13 protein-coding genes are annotated in these 26821 nt (G+C 72.9%); 8 read left to right on the top strand and 5 right to left on the bottom strand.

All coding sequences use genetic code 11. The features are described from left to right. Positions 1-53: 53 nt before the first annotated feature. The 5 genes from ACVDFE_RS27220 to ACVDFE_RS27200 all read left to right on the top strand — a co-directional run bounded on the left by ACVDFE_RS27220 (position 54) and on the right by ACVDFE_RS27200 (position 15521). Positions 54-3458, top strand: a complete 3405-nt coding sequence (locus ACVDFE_RS27220) for a non-ribosomal peptide synthetase (protein WP_458432364.1) — start codon at positions 54-56, stop codon at positions 3456-3458. Further along, a complete protein-coding gene (locus ACVDFE_RS27215) occupies positions 3458-4162 on the top strand; it encodes a thioesterase II family protein (protein ID WP_360383630.1) in 705 nt (234 codons plus the stop codon). Before ACVDFE_RS27220 ends, ACVDFE_RS27215 begins: the two co-directional genes overlap by 1 nt. 116 nt (positions 4163-4278) lie before the next feature. Then, positions 4279-6318, top strand: coding sequence for a condensation domain-containing protein (locus ACVDFE_RS27210; protein ID WP_458432363.1), 2040 nt, complete (start codon positions 4279-4281; stop codon positions 6316-6318). After that, complete coding sequence (locus ACVDFE_RS27205; protein ID WP_458432362.1) at positions 6305-11488, top strand: amino acid adenylation domain-containing protein; 5184 nt, start codon at positions 6305-6307, stop codon at positions 11486-11488. The genes ACVDFE_RS27210 and ACVDFE_RS27205 overlap by 14 nt, the downstream gene beginning before the upstream one ends. Positions 11489-11603: 115 nt before the next feature. Further along, positions 11604-15521 (top strand): amino acid adenylation domain-containing protein, encoded by a 3918-nt coding sequence (locus ACVDFE_RS27200; protein ID WP_458432361.1) that lies wholly within the window; start codon positions 11604-11606, stop codon positions 15519-15521. Here ACVDFE_RS27200 and ACVDFE_RS27195 read toward each other — a convergent pair. Further along, positions 15518-16564: an ArsR/SmtB family transcription factor gene (locus ACVDFE_RS27195; RefSeq protein ID WP_458432360.1), complete on the bottom strand. Its 1047-nt coding sequence runs from the start codon at positions 16562-16564 to the stop codon at positions 15518-15520. The genes ACVDFE_RS27200 and ACVDFE_RS27195 overlap by 4 nt on opposite strands. A gap of 65 nt (positions 16565-16629) precedes the next feature. Between ACVDFE_RS27195 and ACVDFE_RS27190 the strand changes: the two genes are divergently transcribed. Then, positions 16630-17865, top strand: a complete 1236-nt coding sequence (locus ACVDFE_RS27190) for an MFS transporter (protein WP_458434403.1) — start codon at positions 16630-16632, stop codon at positions 17863-17865. Here the strand turns inward: ACVDFE_RS27190 and ACVDFE_RS27185 are convergent. Continuing rightward, positions 17792-18346, bottom strand: coding sequence for a fumarylacetoacetate hydrolase family protein (locus ACVDFE_RS27185; RefSeq protein WP_458432359.1), 555 nt, complete (start codon positions 18344-18346; stop codon positions 17792-17794). The two genes, ACVDFE_RS27190 and ACVDFE_RS27185, sit on opposite strands and share 74 nt — an antisense overlap. 122 nt (positions 18347-18468) lie before the next feature. Between ACVDFE_RS27185 and ACVDFE_RS27180 the strand changes: the two genes are divergently transcribed. Together ACVDFE_RS27180 and ACVDFE_RS27175 are read left to right on the top strand one after the other, a co-directional pair. After that, positions 18469-19038 carry a hypothetical protein gene (locus ACVDFE_RS27180; RefSeq protein ID WP_458432358.1) on the top strand — a complete coding sequence of 190 codons (570 nt, stop codon included), beginning with the start codon at positions 18469-18471 and terminating at the stop codon, positions 19036-19038. 249 nt (positions 19039-19287) lie between these two features. Continuing rightward, positions 19288-20109 carry a hypothetical protein gene (locus tag ACVDFE_RS27175; protein ID WP_360383612.1) on the top strand — a complete coding sequence of 274 codons (822 nt, stop codon included), beginning with the start codon at positions 19288-19290 and terminating at the stop codon, positions 20107-20109. 22 nt (positions 20110-20131) lie between these two features. Here the strand turns inward: ACVDFE_RS27175 and ACVDFE_RS27170 are convergent, their stop codons facing one another. From ACVDFE_RS27170 to ACVDFE_RS27160, 3 genes are all read right to left on the bottom strand, one after another. Then, positions 20132-23026: an ATP-binding protein gene (locus tag ACVDFE_RS27170; protein ID WP_458432357.1), complete on the bottom strand. Its 2895-nt coding sequence runs from the start codon at positions 23024-23026 to the stop codon at positions 20132-20134. A 451-nt stretch (positions 23027-23477) separates the two neighbouring features. Next, positions 23478-24944 (bottom strand): acyl-CoA carboxylase subunit beta, encoded by a 1467-nt coding sequence (locus ACVDFE_RS27165; RefSeq protein WP_458432356.1) that lies wholly within the window; start codon positions 24942-24944, stop codon positions 23478-23480. 27 nt (positions 24945-24971) lie between these two features. Beyond that, positions 24972-26813 (bottom strand): acyl-CoA dehydrogenase family protein, encoded by a 1842-nt coding sequence (locus ACVDFE_RS27160; protein WP_458432355.1) that lies wholly within the window; start codon positions 26811-26813, stop codon positions 24972-24974. Positions 26814-26821: the final 8 nt, after the last annotated feature.

Raw genomic sequence — 26821 nt, 5'->3', positions numbered from 1 at the left:
TCGGGAGAATCCCCGTCTTCCCGGAAGGGTCGCGCGAACCCGATCCTGCGTGAATGGCAGATGTGGTGGGCGAGTACGACGCGGCGGACATCGACCTGGAGGAGGTGCTGCGCGGCCTGTCACCGGAGAAGCGGTTGCTGGTCGGTGCGGAGCTGGCGCGCAGGGCCGCGTCGGCGGCGGGCATCCCGGCTATCCCGCGGACCGGTGACCCGCTGCCGTGCTCGTTCGCGCAGGAACGGCTGTGGTACCTCGACCAGGCCGATCCCGGGTCCGTGGCCTACGTCGTGCCGGCGGCGGTGCGGTTCACCGGACGGCTGGACGTCGGCGCACTGCGCCGCTCGCTCGACGAGATCGTGCGCAGGCACGAGGTGCTGCGGACGGTGTTCGTCGAACGGGACGGCCTGCCGCACCAGGTGGTGCTGCCCGCCGAACCGCTGAGCATCCCCCTGGTGGAGCTGGGCGGGGAGGCCGCGGAAGCCGAGGTGCGCGAGCGCTACCAGCAGGAGGTCCGGCTGCCGTTCGACCTCGCGCGCGGACCGCTGATCAGGGCCAGCGTCCTGCGGGTCGCCGACGACGAGCACGTGCTGCTGCTGAGCCTGCACCACATCGTGTCCGACGGCTGGTCGCTCGGCGTCCTGCAGCACGAGCTGACGACGCTCTACCGGGCGTTCGCGGCCGGCGAGCCGTCGCCGCTGCCGGAGCTGGCCGTGCAGTACGCGGACTTCGCGCTCTGGCAGCGCAACCGGCCCGGCGCCGGTCAGCTGGAGTACTGGCGGGACCTCCTCGCGGGGGCACCCGTCCTGGAGCTGCCCGCGGACAAACCCCGTCCCGCACAACGGACCTCGCACGGCGCCTCGGTCCCCCTGCACCTGACCGCGGACACCGTCCGCGCCGTGGACCGGCTGGCCGAGACCGAGCAGGCCACCCAGTACATGGTGCTGCTCGCCGCGTACGCCCTGCTGCTGCGGCGGTGGAGCGGCCAGCCGGAGATGATCATCGGCTCCCCGGTGGCCAACCGCGTGCACGTGGACGTCGAGCCGCTGGTCGGGTTCTTCGTGAACACCCTGCCGCTGCGCGTGGACACGTCCGGGGACCCGACCTTCCGCGAACTGGTCCGCACGGCCCGCGAGATCTGCCTCGCCGCGTACGCCAACCAGGACCTGCCGTTCGAGCGGATGGTCGCCGAGACCGTCGCCGACCGGTCCGCGGGCACCGTCCCCCTGGTGCAGACGCTGCTGGTGCTGCGGAACGTGCCGATGTCCGCGCTGGAGCTGCCCGGCGTCCGGGTGGAGGTGCTGGACCTGCACACCGAGTCGACCAAGTTCGACCTGTCCCTCGACCTCGTGCCGGACGCGGACGGCGGCATCGCCGGTCGCGCCGAGTTCAGCCTCGACCTGTTCGAGGCCGGCACCGTGCGGCGCATGATGACGGCGTTCGACCTGCTGCTGGCGGCCGGGCTGCGCGCTCCGGACACCCGGATCTCGCGGTTGCCGATCGCCACCGAGCAGGAACGCGCCCGCGTGGTGGCGGAGTTCAGCGGTGGCGGCTCGGCGGCACCGGCGCGGACCGCGGGCACCCTGCACGGGCTCTTCGAGCAGCAGGCCGACCGCGCGCCCGACGCTCCGGCGGTGGTCTTCGGCGACCGGACGCTGTCCTACCGCGAGCTGGACGAGCGGGCGAACCAGCTCGCCCGGTTCCTGCGTGCCGAGGGCGTCGGACCGGAGCAGCTGGTCGGCGTCTCCCTGCCGCGCTCGGAGCTGATGATCGTCGCGGTGCTCGGCATCCTGAAGGCCGGTGCGGGCTACGTGCCCCTCGACCCGTTCTACCCCCGCCAGCGGGTCGCCTACATGGCCGAGGACGCCCGGGCGGAGCTCGTGCTCACCCACTCCTCGGTGGCCGACCCCGACCGCATGCGGGTCGGCGACGACACCGCCGGACCCCGGCTGGTGTGCCTCGACACCGAGGCCACCCGCATCGAGGAGCTGTCGCGGGAACGACCCGAGCCCGTCGTCACCGAGGCGAACCTCGCCTACGTCATCTACACCTCGGGCTCCACCGGCCGCCCCAAGGGTTCGGCGAACGAGCACGGCCGGGTGGCCAACACCCTGCACGGCGTCAACGGGGCCTACGGGCTCCAGCCCGCTGACCGGATGCTGGCGATCTCCTCGCTGAACTACGACATGTCCGTCTACGAGGTCTTCGGCACGCTGGCCGCGGGCGCGACGATCGTCGTGCCCGGTGACATCGAGACCACCGACCCGGAGCAGCTGCTGGAGCTGTTGCAGCGGCAGCGGGTGACCGCGTGGAGCTCGGCGCCGGCGTTGCTGGACATGCTGGTCAACCACACCTACGGGCGCGGCGGCATGCCCGGTGTCGTGTTGCGGGCGGTCGGTCTGGGCGGTGACCGGATGCCGCCCGCGCTGCCCGCCCGGCTGGCCGAGCTCGTCCCCGGTGTGCGCCTGCTCAACCTCGCTGGCATGACCGAGGTGTCCTACTGCAGCACGTCCCACCCGGTGACCGGGCGCAGTCCGGCCGGTGTGCCCTGGGGCAGGCCGTTGCCCAACCACCGGCTCTACGTCCTCGACGAGCACGGCGAACCGGTCCCGGTCGGGGTGGCGGGGGAGCTGTTCGTCGGCGGAGCCGGTCCCGGCCGCGGGTACTGGCGGCGGCCGGGGCTGACCGCCGAGCGGTTCGTGCCCGACCCGTTCAGCCCGGAGCCGGGCGGCCGGATGTACGGCACCGGCGACCACGCGCGGTTCCTCCCCAACGGGGACCTCGACTTCCTCGGCCGGCTGGACCTCCAGGTGAAGATCCGCGGGTTCCGGATCGAGCTGGGGGAGATCGAGAACGCGCTCGCCGGCCACCCCGAGGTGAACGAGCCGGTGGTGCTGGCCTACACCGACTCCGTCGGCGAGCGGAGGCTCGCGGCCTACGTGACGCCGCGCGGTGATGAGCGGCCGGAGGCGAACGCGTTGCGCGACTACCTCTCCGAACGCCTGCCGGACCACATGGTGCCGTCGGCCTACGTCGTGCTCGACCGGCTTCCCCTGCTGCCCAGCGGGAAGCTGAACCGCGCGGCGCTGCCGGTGCCCGGTGCGGGCGCCGCGCGGAGCGACTACATCCCGCCCGAGGGGAACCTGGAGCAGGTGCTCGCCGACCTGTGGTCGGGACTGCTCGCGGCACCGCGGATCGGCGCGGTGGACGACTTCTTCGAGCTGGGCGGTCACTCCCTGCTGGCCACCCAGGCGGTGTCGCGGATCAGGGAGCTGTTCCGCATCAAGCTGGACATCCCCGGCTTCCTCGCGGCGCGGACGGTGCGCGCGCTCGCCGCCTACATGCGCCAGCTCGGCGCGACGGAGGGCATCGACGTGGACGCGGTCGCCGAGCTCGTCGTCGAGGTGAGCGCCCTGTCCGACGAGCAGGCGCGCACCGAGGTGCAGAACGGAACGAGGACCTGATGAGCAGCATTCCGCTGGTGTGCCTGCCGTTCGCCGGCAGCGGCAGCGCGTTCTTCCGGCAGTGGCGCGCGGTGGCCCCGGCCGGCCTGGAGATCGTCCCGGTGCGGCTGCCCGGCCGCGAGCGGCTGGTCAGGCAGGAGCCGTACCGCGACGTCCACGTGGCGGCACGCGGTGTGCTGCCCGACGTGCTGGCCGACGTCGGGGGCGGCGGCCCGGTCGCGCTCTTCGGCCACAGCCTGGGCGCCGTCCTGGCCTACGAGCTGGCCCACCTGCTCGCGGACACCACGCCCGCCGAGGTCGTGAGCCTGGTCGTCAGCGGCTCACCGGGACCGTGGACGCAGCGCACGCGGCGGGCGACCGGGTTGCCCGACGACGAGTTCGCCGACCGGGTCGCCGAGCTCGCCGGGCACCGCGACGACGCGCTCGGCAACCCCGACGTGCGCCGCATGGTGCTGCCGACGTTGCGGGCGGACGTGGAGATGCACGAGGACTACCGGCCCAGCACCGACGTGCCGCTCGCGGCACCGATCACCGCGGTGCGGGGCGAGCACGACGCCCTGGTGTCCGCCGAGCTGGCCAGCGAGTGGGAAAAGGCGACCAGCCGCGGGTTCACGCTGCGGGAGCTGCCCGGTGAGCACATGTACCTCCTGACCTCCGCCGACCGGGTGCTGCGTGTGGTCGAGGAGTCGCTCGGCGGGCGGTGACGCCGTGCACTGTCGGGGGACTCACCGACTTGTTGGCGGTGCCGGGCAGGGCAAACGTGATGACGTGACTGCTCGGCTGCGGCGTTCGTCGCCACCACAGGGGAGGTGCCGGCGTTTTGGCTCCAGGACCACTCTCGGCTGACCAGCTGCGACTGCTCCAGCGGCGACTGGACGAGGCGGGTGTCGGCGCGGCGCCCGCACCGATCCCGCGCCGCCCCGCCGGGGAGACGCGGAGCCCGGCATCCCCTGCCCAGGAACGGCTTTTCTTCTTCGAGCGGATGAACCCCGGCAGCCCGCTCTACGTCGTGGCCGGTGCGCTCAGGATGCACGGCGAGCTCGACCTCGCCGTGCTGCGGGAGACGGTGCGCCGGCTGGTCGACCGGCACGAGGCCCTGCGCACGGGCCTTGAGGTCGACACCGACGGCGCTGTCGTCCAGGTCGTGCACCCGCCGGAGGCAGTCCCGGTCGAGCTGCCGGTCCGCGAGGTGACCGCGGACGAGCTGTGGGACGAGGTCGGCCACACCTGCCGCCGGCCCTTCGACCTCGCCGGGCCGAGCCTGCTGCGGCCGGCGCTGTTCCGGGTAGGACCGGCCGAGTGGTACCTGGTGCTGTGCGTGCACCACATCGTCGTGGACGGCTGGTCCCTCGGCGTCCTCGCGGAGGAGTTCGCCGTCGTGTACGGCGCGCTGCGCGGCGGACAGCTCCCGGTGCTGCGGCCGCTGCCGATCCGGTACGCCGACTTCGCCGCCTGGCACCGCGACCACGTGTCCGGTGACGCGCTCGCCGGGCAGGTCGAGTACTGGCGCGAGCAGCTCGCCGGTGTGCGGCCCTTCGCACTGCCGCCCGACGTCACGTCCGGCCCAGGACGGCCGTTCTCCGGCGGAGACGTGCCGATTTCGCTGCCCGCGGACCTCGTGGACGGCATGCGGCGGCTCGGTGAGGCCGAGGGCGCCACGCTCTACATGGTGCTGGCCACGGCCTGGGCGGTCGTGCTGTCGCGGTGGGCGGACCGCTCGGACGTGGTGTGGGGCACCGCCATCGCCGCGCGCACCAGGACGGAGCTCGAAGGGCTCGTCGGGTTCTTCGTGAACACGCTGGCGCTGCGGGTGGACGTGCGGGCCCCGCTGACGTTCCGGGAGCTGCTCGGCCGGGTGCGCCGGACGTGCCTCGACGCCTACGCGCACCAGGACCTGCCGTTCGACCAGCTCGTCAAGGTGGTCCGGCCGGACAGGGACGCCACGGGCCGCTCGCCGGTCGTGCGGCACCTGCTGGTGCTGCACAACACCCCGCCCGCCACGGCGCAGCTGCCCGGGATCAGCATGGACGTGGTCCCGGTGCACACCGGCACCGCCAAGTTCGAGCTGGAGATCGAGCTGTCCCCGGCGGCCGACGGCGGGCTGACCGGGTTCGTGGAGTTCGCCGCGGACGTGCTGGCGGAGTCCTCGGTCCGGCGGCTGGTGGGCGCGCTGACCGAGGTGCTGCGCGCCGGCGTGGCCGACGCCGGGTGTCCGGTGTGGAGACTGCCGCTGGCCCCGGTGGAACGGCACGCCCAGGCCGGTCGCATGCACCTGCTCGACCGGTCGCTGACCGAGGTGCCAGCGGGTGTGGTCGGCCAGGTGTTCGTCAGCGCGGCCGAGGCGGGCGAGGGGTTCGCGGGACGTCCCGGCCGCACGGCCGAGCGGTTCGTGCCGGACCCGACCGGGTCGGGCACCCGGTTGTACGCGACCGGGCTGCGGGCCCGGCGCACCGCGGCGGGAGCACTGGAGTTCCTGGCACCCGCCGTGGACGACGAGCCGCGGCAGGCGGTGGAACACCCGGTCGAACCGCGTCAGGAGAAGGTCGCCACCCGCACCGAGACCGAGCGCGTGGTCGCGGGCATCTGGGCGGAGCTGCTGGACGCCGACGACTTCGGCGTGCACGACGACTTCTTCGACCTCGGCGGACATTCGCTGCTCGCCGTGCGGATCCTGCACCGGATCCACGCGGCCTGCCACGTGGAGCTGGAGCTCGTCGACTTCTTCGAAGCGGGCACCGTCGCGAACGTGGCGGCCCTGGTGGAGAAGGCGACCCCGGCCAGGCCCACGAGATCCATTCCCAAGCTGGACCGCGCGCGGTTCCGGGCGGATGACGACAGGAGCGACCATGGGGCTGAGTGACCCCGCAGATCTCGTCGAGCTGCTGCTCGCGCGGGCGACCGGGCGACCGGACGCCGTCGGCTACGTGTTCACCGACGGCGACGGCTCCGAGCTCGCGCTGACCTACCGCGAACTGGACGCCGCCGCGCGGGGCGCCGCCGCCGCGCTGCAGTCCGCCGGGGTGGCACCCGGCGACCGGGTGATGCTGCTGCACCCGCCCGGCGCGAGCTACGTCACCGCCTTCTTCGGCTGCCTGTACGCCGGGGCAGTGGCGGTCCCCGTGTACCCGCCGACGAACCGCGCGGGCATCGCGCGGGTGCTCGCCGTGGCCGAGGACTGCGCCGCGACCGTCGCCACGACCGACGAGGCGATCCTGCCCGCCGTGCGGGAGCGCCTGGGCGACCTGCCGCTGCGCTGGCTGGTGCCCACCGGCGAGCCGGCGGGCTGGTCCAGGCCCGCGCTCACCCCGGACACCGTCGCCTTCCTCCAGTACACCTCGGGCTCCACGGCGACGCCGAAGGGCGTGCTGCTGAGCCACGGCAACCTGCTGCACAACTCGGCGGTGATCTCCGGCGTGCTCGAACCGGACGAGCACACCCGCAGCGTCAGCTGGTTGCCGCCCTACCACGACATGGGCCTGATCGGCGGAATCCTGCAGCCGCTCCACAGCGGGTTCCCGGGCATGCTCATGTCCCCCATGGCCTTCCTGCACCACCCCGTCCGGTGGCTGCGCGCCATCAGCGAGTTCGGCGCCTCGGCCAGTGCCGCACCGGACTTCGCGTACGCGGAGTGCGTGCGCCGGGTCAGCGACGAGGACCTGGCCGGGCTCGACCTGAGCGCCTGGCGGCTGGCCCTGGTCGGCGCGGAACCCGTGCGCGCCCCGACGTTGCGCGCGTTCGCCGAGCGCTTCGGGCCGGCCGGCTTCCGCGCGGAGGCGTTCCTGCCCTGCTACGGCCTCGCGGAGGCGACGCTGTTCGTGGCCGGTGCCGCCGCGTCGGCGCTGCCGGTGGAGCTCACCGTGGACCGCGCCGAACTGGCCAGGGGCAGCGTCATGCCGGCCGGGTCCGGGGCGACGCTGGTGGGCTGCGGCACCGCCAGGGGCACGGACCTCGTCGCCGTGGTGGACCCGGCCACCGGCCGGGAACGCGCGGCCGGTGAGGTCGGTGAGATCTGGGTCAGCGGTCCCACGGTCGGCGCGGGCTACTGGGCGAACGAGGACGAGACGCAGCGCGTCTTCCGCGCCCGCCTCGACGGGTCCGACCGGGACTGGCTGCGCACCGGCGACCTCGGGTTCCGGCGCGACGGCGAGCTGTTCGTGACCGGGCGGCTCAAGGAGCTGATCGTCATCCGGGGCGCCAACCACTACCCGGCCGACATCGAGCAGTCCGCCGCCACCGCCGGTTCCGGTCTGGCCGCAGGCCGGGCCGCCGCGTTCGCCGTGGACGACGGCGAGACCGAACGCGTCGTCCTGGTGCACGAGGTGGCCAGGGGGTTCACGACCGACCAGCCGGCCGAGGTGGCGGCGCTGATCCGCGCGGTGCGCGAGGCCGTCACCCGCGACCACCTGCTCGACCTGGCCGACGTGGTGCTGGTGCGACCGGGCTCGGTGCCCAGGACCTCCAGCGGCAAGGTCCGCCGGACCGCGTGCCGCGAGCAGTACCTCACCGGGACGCTGGCGGCCCTCGCCGCGGAACCCGCCGGACCGGCCCAGCCGAGCGAGCCCGCGTCCGGCGCCGCGGACCCGATCACCCGGCTCGTCGCCGAGGCGCTCCAGCTCGACCACGCGGCGCTGGACCCCGACCGCCCGCTCGTCGGCCAGGGCCTGGACTCCCTGCGCGCGATCCGGCTGCGGTCCGCGCTGTTGTCCGGCCACGACACCGATGTCGAGCTGGAGTGGCTGCTGAGCGAGGCGACCCCCGCGGCGGTCGCCTCCGCGTCCCGCGGCCTGCGGGAGAACGTCCCCGTTCCCCGGCTCGCCGACGGCGTGGTGGCACCGGCGTCGTTCGGGCAGGAGCGCCTGTGGCTGCTCGACCAGATCGGCGCCGGGGCCGCGTACCACATCGCCGGCCGGGTCGACTGGGACGACGAACCCGATGTCGAGGCCGTGCGTTCCGCGCTGCGTGCACTCGTGGCCCGGCACGACGCCCTGCGCACCGGGTTCCGCCTGACGTCGGAAGGCCGCCTGGAACAGGTCGTGCACGCCGACGTCGAGTTCGACGTGGCGGTCCGGCAGGTGCCGGACGAGACGGCGCTCGACGAGGAGTGCCGGCGCGTTGCCGAGGAGGAGTTCGACCTCGCCGCACCCCCGTTGGTGCGGGCGACGGTGGTCCAGGTCACCGCGAACGGGCGGTGGGTGCTCGTGCTCTGCGTGCACCACACGGTCGCCGACGGCGAGTCGGCCGGTGTTCTGGCGCGCGAGCTGAACACCCTCCTCGCCGCCGGCCCGTCGGCGTTGCCGGAGCTGCCGGTCCGGTACGCGGACTTCGCGGCCTGGCAACGGGACCAGGTCTCAGGTGACGCGGTGGCCGGGCAGGTGGCGCACTGGCGGGAACGACTGGCCGGTGCCGTGCCGCTGGAGCTGCCGTCCGACGCCGCGGCGGGTGCCGACCGCTCGTTCGAGGGCAGGGCGCTGCCCCTCACCGTTCCCGCCGGGCTGATGGCACAGGTGCGGCAGCTGGCCGCCGCCGAGCAGGTGACGCCGTTCATGGTGCTCGCCGCGGCCTGGGCGGCGGTGCTGTCGCGGTGGGCTGACCAGAAGGACGTGGTCATCGGCACGGTCACCGTCGGTCGCTCACGCCCCGAACTGGCCGGGGTCGTCGGTTTCTTCGCCAACACCGTGCCGTTGCGCGTGGACCTGGGCGGCGAGCCGACGTTCCGGGAGCTGCTCGGCCGCGTCCGCGAGACGTGCCTGGCCGCCTACGCGCACCAGGACCTGCCGTTCGACCAGATCGTCCGCGCTGCCCGCCAGGACCAGGACTTCTCCGACCGGCTGTCGATCGTGCGCACCATGCTCGTGCTGCGGGAGGAGCTGCCGCCGGTGGTCCCGGCGGGCCGGATCTCCCAGCTGCACACCGGGACGGCGCAGTTCGACGTGCGGATCGAGCTGGCGGCGGCCCCCGGCGGTGACCTGAGCGGCCGGCTGGAGTACTCCACCGACGTGCTGGGCGAGCTGACCGCGACCGGCCTCGGAGAGGCGCTGGTGGAGCTGCTGCGCGCCGGGACCGCCGACGCCGGGCAGCCCGTGTCACGACTGCCGGTCATGTCGGCTGCGGCGTTGTCCCGCACCACCTCGCTGGGCGACGGCGGTCCGTTGCGGCCCGAGTTCGACACGGCCGTCAGCTGGTTCGAGGCGGTGGTGGACCGGTGGGGCGACGGGATCGCCGTCGTCGAGGACGGCGGTGACCAGCTGTCGTTCCTGGACGTGGAGCGGCGCGCGAACCAGCTGGCCCGGTGGCTGGGCGACCACGGCGTCGGGCGCGGTTCCCGCGTCGGCGTCTGCCTCGAACGCGGGCAGCACCTCGTGATCGGGGTGTGGGCCATCTGGAAGGCCGGGGGCGTCTACCTGCCCCTGGACCCGGACAGCCCGGCCGAGCGGCTGGCGGGCATGATCGCCGACGCCCGCCCGGCCGTCGTGCTGACCTCCTCGGCGGCGCGGAAGGTGGTGCCGCCGGACATCCGCTCGGTGTGCCTGGACGACCCGGCGGTGAGTGCCGAGGTGGCCGCACGGCCCACCACCCCGCCCGGGGTGGTGATCGGCCCGCTCGACGTGGCGTACGTGCTGTTCACGTCCGGCTCGACCGGGAAGCCCAAGGGCGCCACCAACACCCACGGCGCACTGGTGAACCGGCTGGAGTCCTACCGGCACCGGCTCGGACTGGACTCCAGCCAGGTGCTGGCGACCAAGACCCCGATCGGGTTCGACGTCTCGGTGCCCGAGCTGGTGTGGCCGCTGCTGCACGGGGCGCGGCTGGTGCTGGTCCAGCCGGGCGGGCACCGCGACGCGGCGCACCTGCACGAGGTCTTCGACCGCCACGGCGTGACGATGTCCAACTTCGTCCCGTCGATGCTGCGGCCGTTCCTGGAGCACGAGCACCCCGGCGGGCACCCGGCGCTGCGGCTGGTGGTGTCCTGCGGCGAGGAGCTGCCCACCGCGCTGGCCACCGACTTCCTCCGCACGTTCCCCGGTGTGCGGCTCCTGAACACCTACGGGCCCGCCGAGGCCGCGGTCGAGGTGATCACGCACGAGGCCACCGGACCGTTCGGCGCGCGCGTGCCGCTGGGCCGTCCGCTGGCAGGCGTCACGCTGTTCGTGCTCGACCGGTCGATGTCACCGGTGCCGCAGGGCATGGTGGGCGAGCTGTACGTCGGCGGCGTGCAGGTCGGGCACGGCTACGAGGGCCGGCCGGACCTGACGGCGGCGCGGTACGTGCCGAGCCCGTTCGGCGACGGCGAGCGGCTGTACGCGACGGGCGACCGCGCGCGGTGGACCGACGGCGGGCTGCTGGAGTACTGGGGGCGCAACGACTTCCAGGTGAAGGTGCACGGCCAGCGGGTGGAGCTGGGCGAGATCGAGGTGGTGCTGCGGGAGTGCGAGGGCGTCGCCGACGCCGTCGTCGTCGCGGTGCCCGACCAGTACGGCGACCGGTTCCTCGCGGCCTACCTCGTCGCGAAGGCCGAACGCCCTGCCACCGAGCAGCTGCGCGCGGTCCTCGGTGAGACCCTGCCCAAGCACATGGTGCCGGCCGTGTTCACGTGGCTGGACGCGATCCCGTTGTCGCCCAACGAGAAGGTCGACCGGGCCGCGCTGCCGCCGGTCAGCCTGGAACGCAGCGCCGAGACCGCCTACGTCGAGCCGAGAGACGCCCTGGAGGGCCAGCTGGCCGAGATCTGGGCGGAGGTCCTGGGCGTCCCGCGCATCGGCGTGCGGGACAGCTTCTTCGACCTCGGCGGGCACTCGCTGCTCGCGACCAGGGTCGTCACCCGGATCAGGTCGGCCCTGCGGGTGGAGCTGCCGCTGGCGGACCTGCTCACGACCGACCCCACGGTGGAGCGCCTCGCCGACCGCATCCGCGAACGCCGGGTGCAGCAGGCGTCCAGGGACGACCTGCGCGAGGTCCTCGCCATGGTCGCCACGCTGTCGGACGAGGAAGTGGCCGCGCGGCTGGCCGAGGAGCAGGGGAGCGTCGGATGAGCCCCGGACGGTGGCGGGTGGACGGTGGTGTCGGGAGCGTGCCGGACTTGTGGGGTGCCTCCGGGCGCGATGACGATGCCGTGAGCACATCGGACCGGCCTGTCTGGGGTGAGCGATGACCGGGCGATCACTTGAGGTGGCGGCCGAACCCGCCACGACGTTCCAACGTGGACTGTGGTTCCTCGCGCGGATGGACCCGGGCAGTCCCGCCCACAGCTTCTCGGCCGGCTGGCGGCTGAACGGGGCCCTCGACGTCGAGGCGCTGCGGAAAGCGTTTTCCGCGCTGCGGTCGCGGCACCGGGCGCTGCGCACGCGGTTCGCCGAGGTGGCCGGTGCGCCGATGCAGGTCGTCGACGAACCCGCCGCGGACTTCGCGCTCACGCACGAGGTGGTGGACTCGGAGAACGAGGCCGCCGAGGTGCTGCGGGCGTTCGCCCGGCAGCCGGTCGACCTCGCCGACGGCCCGGTCCTGCGGGCCGCCGTGGTGCGGTGCGGTCCGGACACCCACCTCCTCGCTGTCGTGGTCCACCGGATCGCCTTCGACCAGTGGTCCGAGCACCTGCTGACCCGCGACCTCGCCGCGCTGTACGCGGCGGAGGTGACCGGTGCGGCACCGGCGCTGCCACCGATCGCGGAACGCGGGCACGAGGAGCCCGGTGACCACGAGGAGGCGCGGCGGTACTGGGAGGACCGGCTGGCCGAGTGCCCCGTGGGACTCGACCTGCCGCGGCTGAGCCAGGAGAGCGGCGACCGCGCGGCCACCCACGGCATCGACGTCCCCGCCGAGGTCGTGGCCGCGGTGGCCCGCCAGGCCGGATGCCCGGCGAGCAGCGCACTCCTGGCCGTGTGGGCGTTGTTGCTGCGCCGCTACAGCAGGCAGACCGACATCATGGTCGGCACGAGCTCACCGGACCGCGACGGCACCGACGACATCGGCTGCCACCAGCACGTCCTCGCGCTGCGCCTCGACGTCACCGGCGACCCGGTGTTCCGCGACCTGGCCGAGCGGGTGCACGGCACGCTGGGCGAGGCCGCCGCCCACCGCGCGCTCGGGTTCGACGAGGTGGTCAAGGTGGCCAGGCCGAGCCGCCGCGGCCGCCGCGACTCGCTGTTCGAGGTGTGGTTCGAGGCCACCGGCGAGGACTCGGCCCTGGCACTGCCGGGGGTGCGGGCCGAGCGGCTCGCGCTCGACCCGGCCGCCGTCAGGTACCCGCTGGCACTGACCGCCCGCCGCGAGGGCGACGTGTGGCGGCTGACGTTCGACTACGCGGCGGGGGAGTTCTCCGCCGGCACGATCACGGCGATGGCGAGGCACCTCGACCGGCTGCTCGCGGAGATCGCGGCGGGCGCGGAGGTGCCGGTGACGCGCATCCCGTTGCTGACCGGCGAGGAGCGCGCCGCGCTGATCGCCGGCCGCAGCGCCGGACCCGTCCAGCCGGAGCCGGGCACCACGCTGCTCGACCTGTTCGAGGCGCAGGTGGTGGCCGCACCGGACCGGGTCGCGGTGCGCCTCGGTGAGACCGCCCTGACCTACGCCGGGCTCGACGCGAGCGCCAACCTGCTGGCCCACCGCCTGCGCGCGGCGGGCGTGCGGCCCGACGTCCGCGTCGCCCTGTACCTGGAACGCGGCCTGGAGATGGTCGTGGCCGTGCTGGGGGTGCTCAAGGCCGGCGGCGCCTACGTGGCCATCGACCAGCGCAACCCGGCGGACCGGATCGGCACCGTGCTGTCCGAGGTGGCCGCCCCGGTCGTGCTGACGACGCTGCGGTCGCAACACCGGCTGCCCGCGACCACCGCCGAGGTCTGGCCGTTGGACGGCATCCACGCCGAGGCGGGCAAGCCGACCGGCCCCGGCAGCGGCCTCGACCCGCAGGACGTGGCCTACGTGACGTACACGTCGGGCTCGACCGGGGGGCCGAAGGGGATCGCCATGCCCCACCGGGCCGTGGTCAACCTGCTGGCCTGGCAGGCCGGCCACTACCGGATGACCACGGACGACCCGCCGCGGACGCTGCAGTTCGCGTCACTGGCCTTCGACGTCTCGGTGCAGGACATGTTCTCGACCTGGCTGGTGGGCGGCGAGGTCGTCCTGATCACCGACGACGAACGGCTCGACCTCGCACGGCTGCACGGCGTCCTGGACGCCCAGGACGTCCGGCGCCTGTTCATCCCGGCACCCGCCCTGCACCAGGTGGCGGCGGGCTACCGGGAGGCCGGCACGACACCGGCCGCGCTGCGCACCGTCATCTCCGGGTCGGAGCAGTTCATGGCCACCCCGGACGTCCGGCAGCTGAGCACCGTCCCCGGCATGTCCCTGCACAACGAGTACGGGCCGTCCGAGACCCACGTCGTCACCTGTTACGACCTGCCGCGGGACCACGAGCAGTGGCCCACGCCCGTACCGGTCGGCACACCGATCGCCAACGCGAGCGTGTACCTCCTCGACGAGCACGGCGAGGTCGTCCCGGACGGCGTGATCGGCGAGATCCACATCGGCGGCGCCGGCCTGGCCCGCGGCTACGTCGGCAAGCCCGGCGTCACGGCCGAGAAGTTCGTGCCCGACCCGTTCGCCCGTGAACCCGGCCGCCGCATGTACCGCACCGGCGACCTGGGCCGCTGGCGGCCGGGCGGCGAGCTGGAGTTCCTCGGCAGGGCCGACTTCCAGGTCAAGGTCCGCGGCTTCCGCGTGGAGCTCGCCGAGGTCGAGAGCGCCCTGGAGGCCCATCCCCAGGTCGGTGAGGCGGTGGTGCTGGTGCGCACCGCCCCGGCCGGTGACGCCCGCCTGGTCGGCTACGTGAGCCGCGTCGGCCCCGGCACCCCGGACCTCGCCCGGCTGCTGCGGACCCACGCCGCGACCAAGGTCCCGGACTACATGGTGCCCTCCAGCGTGGTGGTGCTGGAACGGCTGCCGCTCACGGCGAACGGCAAGGTCGACCGCCGCGCCCTGCCCGACCCCGACTGGGACGCACCGCAACGCCCCGCGCGCGCACCGCTGAGCACCCCGACCCAGCGACGGGTGGCCGAGATCTGGTCGGCCGCGCTCGGCGTGGCGGAGATCGGCGCCGACGAGGACTTCTTCGACCTCGGCGGCCACTCCCTGCTCGCCGCGCAGGTGCTCGCGCAGGTGTGCTCGTCGTTCGCCGTCGACATCCCGCTGCACGCGCTCTTCGAACACCCCACCACCGCCGAGTTCGCCGAGGTGGTGGAGACAGCCGCTGCGAGCCAACGACAAGGAGGCGTGTCCGTGACCCTGTCAACCGAGGTGTCCAGGCAGTACGCCGAGGACGGGTACTTCCTGCGCGAACGCCTCTTCACGGTGGACGAACTCGCGGTGCTGCGCGACCAGGCCGAGGCGGAGTTCGGCCGCCCCGGCCCGCACCGGACGATGGAGGAGGCCTCCGGAAGGGTCCGCGCGGTGCACGGCGTGCACCTGACGAACGAGGTGTTCCACGACCTCGTCCGCGACCCCCGCCTGCTCGGCCCGGCGAGCGAGCTGCTCGGCGACGACGTCTACGTCCACCAGTTCAAGATCAACGCGAAACACGGCCTCGGCGGCGGCATCTGGGAGTGGCACCAGGACTTCATGTTCTGGCAGCGCGAGGACGGCATGCCTCGCCCCGACGCGCTCAGCGCCGTGGTGTTCCTCGACCCCGTGACGGAGTTCAACGGCCCCCTCTACCTCGTTCCCGGCTCGCACCAGGGCCTCCTGCCGGTCACCTTCGACGAGGAGGAGGACTGGGCGTCCACGCTGTCGGCGTCGCTGAAGTACCAGATCGACCCGGCGGCCCTCGGCAAGAGCATGAACGACAACGGCATCGTCGCCCCGCTCGGCGACATGGGCTCTGTCCTGTTCTTCCACGGGCAGCTGCTGCACGGCTCGCCGCCCAACATGTCCGCGACCGACCGCAGGCTGCTGATCATCACGTTCAACTCGGTCCGCAACGCCCCGCGCCCGCAGGACCAGACCCGGCCGGAGTTCCTCTCCGCACGGGACGCGACACCGCTGCGCCCGGTCGTGCCGGTCTCGTCCTAGCCCGTCCCGCCGCTGGAACGGGGGAGCGGCCACCGCCGTTCTCCCGTTCCAGCGGTGTTCTGCGCGTCGCGGTCCCCGAGGAGGTCCAGCAGTCCGCTGCCCCGCTCGGTCAGCCGGTAGACGACGTGCCGCCCGGACCGCGTCCGGCTCACCACGCCCGCCTGGCGCAGCACCGCCAGATGCGCGCTCACGGTGCCGAGCGAGAGGTCCAGCACCGCCGCCAGCTGAGTGCTCGTCGCGGGCGTCCTGAGCTCCACGGCCACCCGTGCCCGACCGGCTCCCAGCAGCACGGACACCGGGTTCGAGTGGGCGCGCTCGGGCTGGACAGCGGCCCTGCGCGCGGGGTACACCAGCGCGTACCGGCCGGGACGCTCACAGGTCCACGAGCCCTGCCGGGCCGTGTACGGGACGAAGACCAGGCCGTGGTCGCCGATGTCCCGATCGCTCCAGCTCTGGTTGCTGAACCGGATCGCGTCGGGCTCGACCCACACCGAACGCCGGGTCATGCCCTTCACCGCGCGCTGCCAGCCGTGCGCGGCGACGAGCTCTGCGCGGTAGGTGATCTCCCGTTCGATCACCGCGTGCCTGCGCGGCCAGTCGCGTTCGACGAACCGGTGCCAGCCCTCCTCCAGCACCGCGGCGATCCGGGACCCGGCACCACCGGCCGGCAGCCACGCGCCGGTCGTGGAGCAGCCCGTGGAGGCCGCGGCGTCCTCGATCGTGGCCAGCACCTCGGCGTCGGACTGAGCGGCCACCTCGGCGAGCTCGTCGGCCAGGCGGGTGTCCACACCGCCGGACGGCGGGACCGAGACCACGTCGGGGAACCACTTCGTGGCGGAGACCAGGCCCAGGAGTCCCGCGGCGACCGCGTTGCCCGCGAGCCACGAGCGGTAGGCGGGCAGGTTCTCCGAGTGCCACCGCGCGAGCCACGGCCAGGCGCAGGGCTGGTGCAGCGCGATCAGCGACCCCACGGTCTCCGCGAGCGGCGACACGGCGAAGTGCGAGCGCGCCAAGCCGGTGGCGCTGAGGCGCAGGAGCGTCAACGTTGCGCCTTTCGTCGCAGAGCTGGAGATCCCGGAACCGGCACTGCGAGCCTCGCCCGGTGAAGATGATCGACTCTACCGTCCTCCGGCCACCGTTCAGGGGGTTCCTCGCCGCCCGCACCGTCTCCCTCCTGGGCTCCTCGATGTCGTCCGTCGCGCTGGCGCTCGGCGTTCTCGGGGCCACCGGACGCGCCACCGACCTCGGCATCGTGCTGGCGGCCGGGATCGGTCCTCAGCTCGTGCTCCTGCTCGTCGGCGGTGCCGTGGCCGACCGGTTCTCGCGCAGGACCCTGCTGGTCCACGCCAACCTCGGGGCCGGACTGACGCAGGCGGGCGTCGCCGCGATCCTGCTGTCCGGCACGTTCGACCTGCTCCCCGTGTCCCTGCTCGCGGTGGCGCACGGCGCACTCGAGGCGTTCGCGTCGCCCGCCCTGCGCGGCATCGTCCCCGAGCTCGTCGCACCGGAGGACCTGCACCGCGCCAACTCCGCCCTGTCCCTGAGCCGCAACGTCAGCCGGGTCGCGGGCCCCGCCCTCGCCGGCGTCATCACGGCCGTCGCCGGCGGCGGCTGGGCCGTGGCCGCCGACGCGCTGAGCTTCCTCATCGCGGCCGCGCTGCTGTCCCGGTTGCCGAGGTCCGGACGGGTCAGCGGCGCGCGCGGCAGCCTGCTGCCCGACATCCGGGCGGGCTGGCGGGAGTTCAGATCGATCACCTGGGTGTGGGTCACGTCGCTGGCGTTCTTCGTCGTCAACCTCGCGAACGTCGGCCCCTGGCAGGTGCTCGGCCCGACGCTCACCAGGGAGGACGGCGGCGACGCGGCGTGGGGTCTGGTGCTGAGCGTGCGCGCGGCCGGCCTCGTCGCCATGAGCCTGCTGATGTACCGCCTCGTGCTGCGCAGGCCGTTGCGCGCCGGAATGGTCGCGGCGGCCTTCGGCGCGCTCCCGCTGTTCGCGCTGGGCGCGGACGCCGGTCTGCCGGTGCTGCTGGTCTGCGTCTTCGTCGGCGCGATGGGGTTCACGGTGTCCGGGGTCACCTGGGACACCGCGTTGCAGCAGAACGTGCGCCCCGAAGTCCTCTCCAGGGTGTCTTCCTACGACGACCTGCTGTCCTTCGGCGCGATTCCGATCGGGCTGCTCGTGGTGGGACGAGCAGCGGCCGAGTGGGGTGCGCGGATGGTGGCGCTCGCCGGCGGGGTCGCGTTCGTGGCCGCGGCGCTCGTTCCCCTGCTCAGCCGGTCGGTCCGCGACCTGCGCGCGACCCCAGCAGACCGCGGCCGGCGAGGTTCTCCATCAGCGCGGTGATGCCGAACGCCCAGTCCTCCGCGTCCTCGGCCGTGTTCACGACGTTCGTCAACGCCCCCAGCCGCGGCGAGGAGATGCGCACGACGTCCCCGACCTTGTGCGTGAACCCCTCACCGGGCTGGTCCCGGTCCTCGGTCGGGGCGAACATCGTGCCGGTGAACAGCACGAACCCGTCGGGGTAGCGGTGGTGGGCGCCATAGGCGTGGGACACGAGGTCCTCCAGCTCCCGGCTGATCTCGGAGACCGGGTTCACGCCGTGCAGCTCGAACCCGTCGGGCCCGGTGATGTCCAGGGCGATCTCGGTGGCCTTGGCGTCCGCGAGCGTGAACCCGTCGTCGAACAGCCGGAGGAACGGCCCGACGGCGCAGGAGCCGTTGTTGTCCTTCGCCTCGGTGAGCAGCAGGGCGCTGCGGCCCTCGAAGTCGCGCAGGTTGACGTCGTTGCCGAGCGTCGCGCCGACCGGCTTCCCGCGCGAGTCCACGACCAGGACGAAGCTCGGGCTCGGGGTTGTTCCACTCCGAGCGGGCGAGAACGCCGACGTCGGCGCCCAGCCCCACCGCCGAGAGCACCGGCGCCTTGGTGAAGATCTCGGGGTCGGGCCCGATGCCGACCTCCAGGTACTGCGACCACAGCCCCTCCGCCTGCAGCACCCCCTTCACCTCCGCGGCCTGGGCGGACCCCGGCCGCAGGTGGGAGATGTGGCCCCGCACGGCCGCACCCACCTTCGCGCGCACCTCCTCGGCCCGCGCCGGGTCCCCGTCGGCGCGCTCCTCGATGACCCGTTCGAGCATGCTGCGCACGAACGTCACGCCGGCGGCCTTGAGCACCTGCAGGTCGACCGGCGCCAGGAACCGGGGGACGGCACCGGCGGCCCGGCTCGCCGTCGCCGCCAGCACCTCCGCGAGCGGCCACGACGTGCCACCGGGGTGCGTCCTGACGACCTCCACCGCGTCCGGCCGTTCGAGCAGCGCCGACACGGTCGGCGCCACCGGCGACAGGTCGACGACCTCCTCACCGCGGACCGCCACGACCGAAGGGCCGCTCACGGACGGGTCGAAGACCCTCCCGGCCAGCGTGGCGTCCGCTGCGTCGCCGGGGAGGACGTCGGCTGCGGTGAGCGAGATCCCCATGGGAACCCTTCCTGCTGCGGTGGCCGGGTCTCTGCCGTCGTGACGGCGTGATCGCGGGTGTGGCGCTGCGACTGTTGTACCGCATCGCTGACCGGCCAGGTGGCCGCTGCGCTGTTCACCGCCGCACCGGACCCCCTGACCCGTGCCCCGGGGGACTGGGTCGGGACCGCACTGGCCCGGGGAGGTTGAAAGCACCGCGCACACCGGCTGACACAATGGACGAATGGCTCTGGGTTACGTCCTCGCTGTGTTGGCGACCCTGGCGTCAGGCAGTGGTTCGATCTTGGAGTCGATGGGTGTCCGGCGTGTCGCCGCGCACGGCGGATCGTCTCGCGATCTCATCGCTCTCTGGCGCCAGTGGCGGTACTTCCTCGGTCTCGGCGTGAACCTGCTGGGGTTCGCGTGCGCGTCCGCGGCCCTGCACCGCCTGCCGCTGTTCCTCGTCCAGTCGATGCTCGCGTTCAGCGTCGGCGTGACCGCCATGATCAGCGCCTTCATGGGCACCCGCCTGCGCAGGTCGGGGTGGGTGGCACTGGCCGTCGGCGCGATCGGCCTGGTCCTGCTGGGCGTCTCCGCGGAGCCGGGCAGGGCCCAGGCCCTGCCGCCGCAGTGGCGGTGGGTCCTCGTGGCCGTGGCACTCCCGGTGGCGGCGATCGCCGTCTACGCCCGCCGCCACAACCACGTCTGGGCCACCGTCGCACTGGCCTTCGGCTCCGGCATCGCCTACAGCGTCGTCGGCATCTCGGCCAGGACCCTCCACCTCCCCGACACCGCGTGGCGACTGGTCCTCGAACCGGCGGCCTGGGCCATCGTCCTCAACGGCCTCGTCGCGGCGGTGCTGTTCGCGATGGCCCTGCAGAAGGGCGGCCCGACCGGTGTCACCGCGATCATGTTCACCACGAACACGGCGCTCTCGTCGTTCGTCGGCCTGGTCTACCTCGGTGACACCGTCCGCGACGGGTACCTGACCGCCGCGACCATCGGGTTCGTGCTGGCGTTCGCCGGGGCCATCGCCGTCGCCCACTACTCGGCGAACACCCAGCAGAAGGAAGGCACAGCGCCCGCCGGCCGTGCGCCGGCGAAGCACACGATCTCCTCGCTGGACCAGCGGTAGCGCCCGGCGCGTTCCGGCGACGTCACCTCCGTGAGACGAAGCCGCCGAGTGCGGAGGACAGCTGGGTCCGGCGGCGCACACCGAGCTTGCGGTAGATGCTCGTGAGGTGGAACTCGACGGTGCGCCGGGTGACGTTGAGCTTGTGCGCGACCTCGTCGTTCGACCTCCCCTCCAGCACCAGGCTCGCCACGCGGTACTCGTGCGGCGTCAGCAGCGCGGTGGATGAGGGGCCCGGTGGCGGCACGCTCGCCGGCTCGGCACGAGGCCGCACCAGCTCACTCCCCGCGGCGCCGACCCCCAGACCCGCGAGCCGCTGTCCCGGCTCCACGACGACGCCGCACTGCTCGCCCAGCATCCGCGCCTCCGCGAGGTGGCGCCGTGCCGCGTCGCGGTGGCCCTTCTCCCACTGGGTGACGGCGAGCTCGAGCAGCACCCTGGCGTGCAGCATCCGCGCGGGCGACCCCCTCAGCAGCGCGTCGGCCTCGGACAGCCAGGGCGCGGCGGCGGCACCGCCGGTCACGATGCCCACGGTCAGCAACGCGCGGGCCACGACGGTCGGCGCGCCCCACTTCCGTGCCAGCGTCAGCTCTTCGAGCGCCAGGTCCAGTGCCTGCCTGCGCTGCCCCAGTCGGAGCCTGGCCAGCGCCGCGTAGGAGCGCCAGGGGCGCACGGCCGGACTGCCCATGCCCCAGGACACCAGGCGCTCACCGCATTCGAGCTGGTCGGCGAGCGCTCCCGCGGCGTCACCGCGCTCCATGCGCAACGCACCCCTCGCGTGCAGGAGCGCGGTGTGCGGCCAGGTCTGCGGCAGCGTCCGCGTCCTGCCGAGGAGCAGGAGGGCCTCCTCCGCGTCGTCGAGGGCGCCGAGTTCCATGTGTGCGCGCATCAGCGCTTCGACGGCGTAGACGTTCCCGAAGTGGTCGGGGGGCAGCTCCGCCTTCCTCGCCGCGGACAACGCGAGCCTGGCGTCCGCGACCGCTTCGGTGAAGGACCCGCAGTGGTAGTGCGCCCGGGAACGGACGGTGTGGCCGAGCAGCTCGATCAGCGACAACCCCTCCCGGTGCGCTTCGAGCAGGACGTCGTTGCAGTAGCGCATCACCAGTTCGAGGTCATCGGTGCGGATGAAGGCGTTGAGCACGCCGAGGAGCCGCTGCGGGTGCTGCAGCATGGCGGCCGCGCCGTTCTGCATCGCCGCGACGGCCGCCTCGCGGCACAGGTGCAGGTCGGTTCCCCGGTTGCCGGCGTCCTCGGCGATCAGCGCCGCGAGCCTGCGACCACGTGCGTCGCGACTGCGCCACTCCCGCTCGTCGAAGCGGGTGAGGTCCACCTGGCCGGTCGAGGGGTCCCGCGACGGCACCGTGAGCTTTCTCAGCAGCTGCAGCATGTCGACCGCCGCGGGGATCTTGGGCCCGATCTCGTCCACGGCGCGGCTCAGCACCTCGTCCGCCTTGTCGTAGGCACCGTCGAGGTACAGGACCTGGGCGAGCCGGCAGACGACCGCGAGGGTCCTCTCCGGGTCGTCCAGCTCGCCGATGCCCTCCTCGAGGTGCACGACCGCCATCCGCGGGTCGACGTAGGTCTCGGCGAACCCCAGCCGCAGCACCAGGTCTCGCCTCTGGGCGGCGGAGACGTCCTCCTGCAGGGCCCTGTTCAGCAGTTTCGCACCGGACTGGGGATCGCCCTCGGTGATCAGCGTCTCGGCGGCGGCCCGGAGCGCGTCCACGGCCCAGGAACCCAGACGGGAGGACGTCCGCAGGACGTGCCGTGCGATGAGGAGGGAGGACGCGCGCGTCCGGTGCAGGAACCGCGCGGCTCTGGCGTGCAGCTCCTCCTGGTCACCGTAGGCGACGGCCTCCTCGATCCCGCTCCTGAGCGCCGAGTGGGCGAAGGTGAGCTCGCCCTCCGGAGCGAGCACCCCCATCCCCTCGAGCTGGCGCACCTGGTCCGCGGCCGCGCCGCTGCTCATGCCGGTGACCGCGGCCAGGAGCTCCAGGTGAGGTGGCACCACGACGGCGATCGCCTTGGCGACCTCGACCAGCTCGCGTGACTGCCGGTTGAGCCGCGCGAGCACGGACCGCCCCAGTTCCTCTGGCTGCGGGGTGATCAGGTTGGCCGCGGCCTGCTCGTCCGGTGCCACCGACTGCTCCCTCATCAGGGAGAGGATCTGGGTGGACACCATGGGGCAGCCGTTGGTGGCCCGCAGGAGGGAGGCGGTGAACTTCTCGTGCGGTGCGCGTCCGAGCACCTGCTCGGTGAGGGCCGCGACGTCCGGTGCGGTGAGAACGCCCAGCCGCAGCCGCTCCGAGTAGATCTCGAGCTCGGCGAGGAGGATCGGATCGGTCGGCCGGATGCCGGACGTGCGGCCCAGCAGGATCGTGACCGGGAGCCGGGCCACCCGGTGGACCAGGTAGTTCAGCCAGCGCAGGGACGGCACGTCCGTCCACTGCACGTCGTCGATGACGAGGCAGAGGGGCGCGTGCTGCGCGAGACCGGTCGTGATGCGGTAGAGGTCGCGGATCGCCCGGTGGACGTGGACCTCCTCGAAGTCGCCCAGGTCGCCCGCGGGGTGCCCGGCGATGACCGCGTGCCCGTGCGGTGCGGCTTCCTCGTCCCAACCGCTGGTCCGCTCCAGGCGCAGGTGCTCGAAGAGCTGCTGGACCACGGCGAACGGCATCTCCCGCTCCATCGGCGACGCCACGGCCCTGCAGATGACGAATCCGCGTTCACGTGCCATCGAGCACGCGGCGTCCAGCAGTGCCGTCTTGCCGATGCCGGTCGCTCCTTCGAACAGGAGTGTGGAGGGCATGGCGGCCTCCGCTGCGTCCAGGGCCTCCGTGATGCGTTGCAACTCGGCCCCGCGGCCGACGAGGGCGGTCCGGCTGTTGAGATTCCGGCGTCGACTTGCGTCGGCTTTCATCGTGAACGCTCCGTAGTCAGCAGCTGGTCCGTTCGGGTAATAATCGTATTAGTCCACGGGTGTTAAATGTGCTCTTTCAATTCCACGCGAGGGTACCCTGCTGGTCACGGGCGTAAATGAGGCATTCGGGGGACGCTTCTCCTGGGGTGCGACGAGATTTATCACATCCGCACGAGGATGTCGTTTGGGGCGATAAGGAAAAAAGAGAAAAATGAATTCGGTCACACCTCCGCCGTGTGCGCTGCCACTTGATCGAAGTCGCCTCTCGATTGAAGGCAGTCGTGACTGGCAGGGCAAACCGGTGTTCCAGTCCCTGGCACAGGACGAGCCCCTCCGGCTGACGGCTCCGCGAGATCAGCTCAGGCACCGCACCGCGCGCAGCAGAATGCCGCCCTCGCGGTAGCGGAAGGCGGCATCCTGGGTGAGGCGGAGATGGAGTCCTGAGCTGTCGTCACTGCGGCATGTTGCCGTGCCGGTGCTCCGGGCGCCGGGCACGCATCAACGGACGGATGACCTTGATGATCGCGTCGCGGGTCTGCGTCGGCGTGATGAGCGCGTCGACGGCTTGGCGTGCGGTCGCCAGTGCCGGCGACAGTGCTTCCGCGCGGTAGTTCTCCAGCAGCTCCTGGCGCTTGCCGGGGTTCGCGGCGAGCTCGCGGCGGAACACGACCTCCACCGCGCCCTCGGCTCCCATGACGCCGATCTCCGCCGTGGGCCAGGCGAACACGCGGTCGGCGCCGAGCTGCTTGGAGTTCATCACGATGTACGCGCCGCCGTAGGCCTTGCGCAGGATCACGGTCGCCCTGGGCACGGTCGCTTCCGCGAAGGCGTACAACAACTTGGCGCCACGGCGGATGACGCCGTCGGTTTCCTGGGACCGGCCGGGCAGGAAACCCGGGGTGTCGACGAGCGTGACCAGGGGGAGGCCGAAGGCGTCGCACATCCGCACGAACCGTGCGCCCTTCTCGGCCGCCTGGGCGTTGAGCGTGCCCGCCAGCGTGTTCGGCTGGTTCGCCACGACCCCCACCGGCATGCCGTCCACCCGCGCGAAGCCGATGACGATGTTCGCGGCGTAGTGCGGCTGGAGCTCGAGGAAGCTGTCCCCGTCGACCAGCCCGCGCACGACTCGCCGCACGTCGTAGGTCTTGCGCTGTTCGGACGGCACCTCGGGGTCGGTCTCCGGCTCGCGGGCCAGGTGCAGCGGCAGCTCGTCCCAGCACGAGCTGGGCAGGTAGGACAAGATCCGGCGCACCAGCGGGAACGCGTCCTCGGGGCGTTCGGTCACGAGGTGTGCGAGGCCGGACATGGCGGAGTGGACGGGCGCACCGCCGAGGTCCGCGGCGGTGACGTCCTCACCGGTCACGCTGCGCACGACCTTGGGACCGGTCAGGAACATGTGCGCCTGGCGGTCCATCACGATCAGGTCGGTCAGCGCGGGGGAGTAGGCGGCACCGCCCGCGCAGGCACCGAGGATCACGCTGATCTGCGGCACCCGCCCGGACAGGGCCACGTTGCGGCGGAAGATCGACGCGTACCCGTCGAGAGCGGAGACCCCCTCCTGGATGCGCGCTCCGCCGGAGTCCAGCACGCCCACCACCGGGCACCGCGCCCGCTCCGCCTGGTCGAGGACCTGCGCGATCTTCTGCGCGTGGGTGGCGCCCAGGGTCCCGCCCAGCACGGAGACGTCCTGGGCGAACACGGCGGCGGGCCGCGCGTCGATCTCGGCCGTGCCCGTGATCACCGCATCTCCCGCAGGCGTCTTGGCCTGCATGCCGAAGGCGGTGCACTGGTGCTTCGCCTCCGCGCCGAACTCCACCAGGCTGCCGGCGTCGACGAGCGCGTTCAGCGCGTCACGGGCACCGGGCTTGGCCGGCTTCACCGGCGCGGGGGTCGCGGTCGGGTTCATCGTCGTGGTCACGGGTTCTGTCTCCGTCGGCTCTCGTGGTCAGACCAGCGGCAGATCGGGCACGGGCAGCAGTTCGGCGTAGGCCTCGACGTAGTCCGCGGAGGCGATGGGAGCGCGCAGCACGTCGTTGGAGATGCCGAAGGCGTCGACGACGTCCTCGACCCGGGGCAGGAGCCGTTCGTCGACCGCTGCGACCAGGGAGGGCAGCTCTCGGGCCTGAGCGGGTTCGAGGGTGCCGTCGCACAGGTGCCAGGCCGCGTCCCGGCCCAGTTCGGCGAGGGCGAACCGCAGGAACAGCGCCCGGAGGACCTCACCGACCTCGGCGGAGGTGGCTCGCTGCGCCAGTGCGTGGAGTTCTTCGAGGGCACGCCGCACGCCGTGCACCCTGCCGAGCTCCGAGGCCGGCAACGCGGCGCCGTTGGCCCGCTCGAACGGGTCGTCACCGGTCCTGCGTGCCGCGCGTGCTTCCTCGTAGACCCTGTTCTCGCGGTGCGAGAACAGGCGGAGCAGGAACTCCGGGTCGTCCAGCGCGCCGTGACCGGGTGCCGAGACCGGTGGCTCGTAGCCGCGGCCGAGCAGCATCTCGTTGGCGGCGTCCAGGAGCACGACCTGGTTGTCGCCCTCGGCGGTGATCGATCCCTGGACCAGTGCCACGTAGGGCGAGATCCTGTTGTGCGCGAACATGCCCCGCGCTCCGCACCGTTCGATGCAGGTGGTCACCACGTCCTGCGCCGTCCACGTGACCAGCGCCTTGGTCACGGCGAGCGCGCGTTTGACCTCGACCGAGGCGAGAGAGCTCCGCGCCGCCTGCCGCCTGGTCCCGTTCAGCAGCACGCTGACGGCGCACGTCCTGGCCAGGGCGTCGAGCAGCTGGGCCTGGTGGGTCCGGAAGGTCATGACGGGAACGGACCGGCCACCGGAGACGGTGACGTGCCGGCCGTGCGCGTGCCGGACGGCGATGAAGACGCTGGCGCGGGCGGCGGCCGCGGTCGCGGAGGTGAGGCAGAGCTTGCCGGTCTGCACCCTGGTCATCGCCCTGGTGAACCTGCGGCGCAACGACCTGACCGCACCCGTGCGGCTCCCGTCCGCAGCGATGACCGGCTCTGCGGCGTCCAGCAGCAACGCACGCGGAACGCGCACACCCCGGAAGGTGGTGACGGCGTTGTCGAGCGCCAGCCCCGGCTTGTCGCCCAGCGGCTTGACGTCGACTCCCCGGCACGGGCCGTTCTCGTCGCGGATGCGCACCACGAAGGGGAACACGCCCTCGTCGGCACCGTCGACCTCCAGCCGGGCCAGCACCACGGCGATCTTCGGCACGCCGTCCAGGCCGGTGTTGGGCATGAACTTGCGCGCCTCGTGGCTCGGCGTGGTGAGCACGAACTCGTCGGTCGAACGGTCGTAGACCGCCCGTGTGCGCAGTTCGGCGACGTTGTTGCCATAACCCAGCTCGGTCGCGAGGAAGACGCCGACCGAGTCCATCCTGGCCAGCTCGTCGACCACGGCGGCCAGCTCCGGCCGGTCACCGCCGAGCTCCAGGACGGCGCCGAGGCACAGGTTGTAGTGGATGGTCAGCACCGACACCAGGGTCGGGTCGAGCACACCGGCCCACTCGTGCAGGACGAGGAAGCGCTCCAGGTCACCGCTGACGAACTCGCGAACGGGTCCGAGCTCGGCGTTGACCTGCCGCAGCCGGCGGTAGGCGAGAGCGGCGTTCTCGACGGGCGAGCGGCCTTCCACCTGGTCGAAAGCCGCGGTGGAGAAGAGCTTGGCGTACCGGTCGTGCTCCTCGTCGGCGCCGTACCGCAGCAGTCCGCGCAACTCCGCCACCTGGTCCGCGGTGAGACGCGCGAGCGCCTCCGATCGAGCGTCGTGCGCAACCACTTGCTTGC

This window comes from Lentzea chajnantorensis (assembly GCF_054300775.1).
Note: the sequence above shows the minus strand (reverse complement) of the source record. Positions and strands in the feature narration are given on the sequence as shown.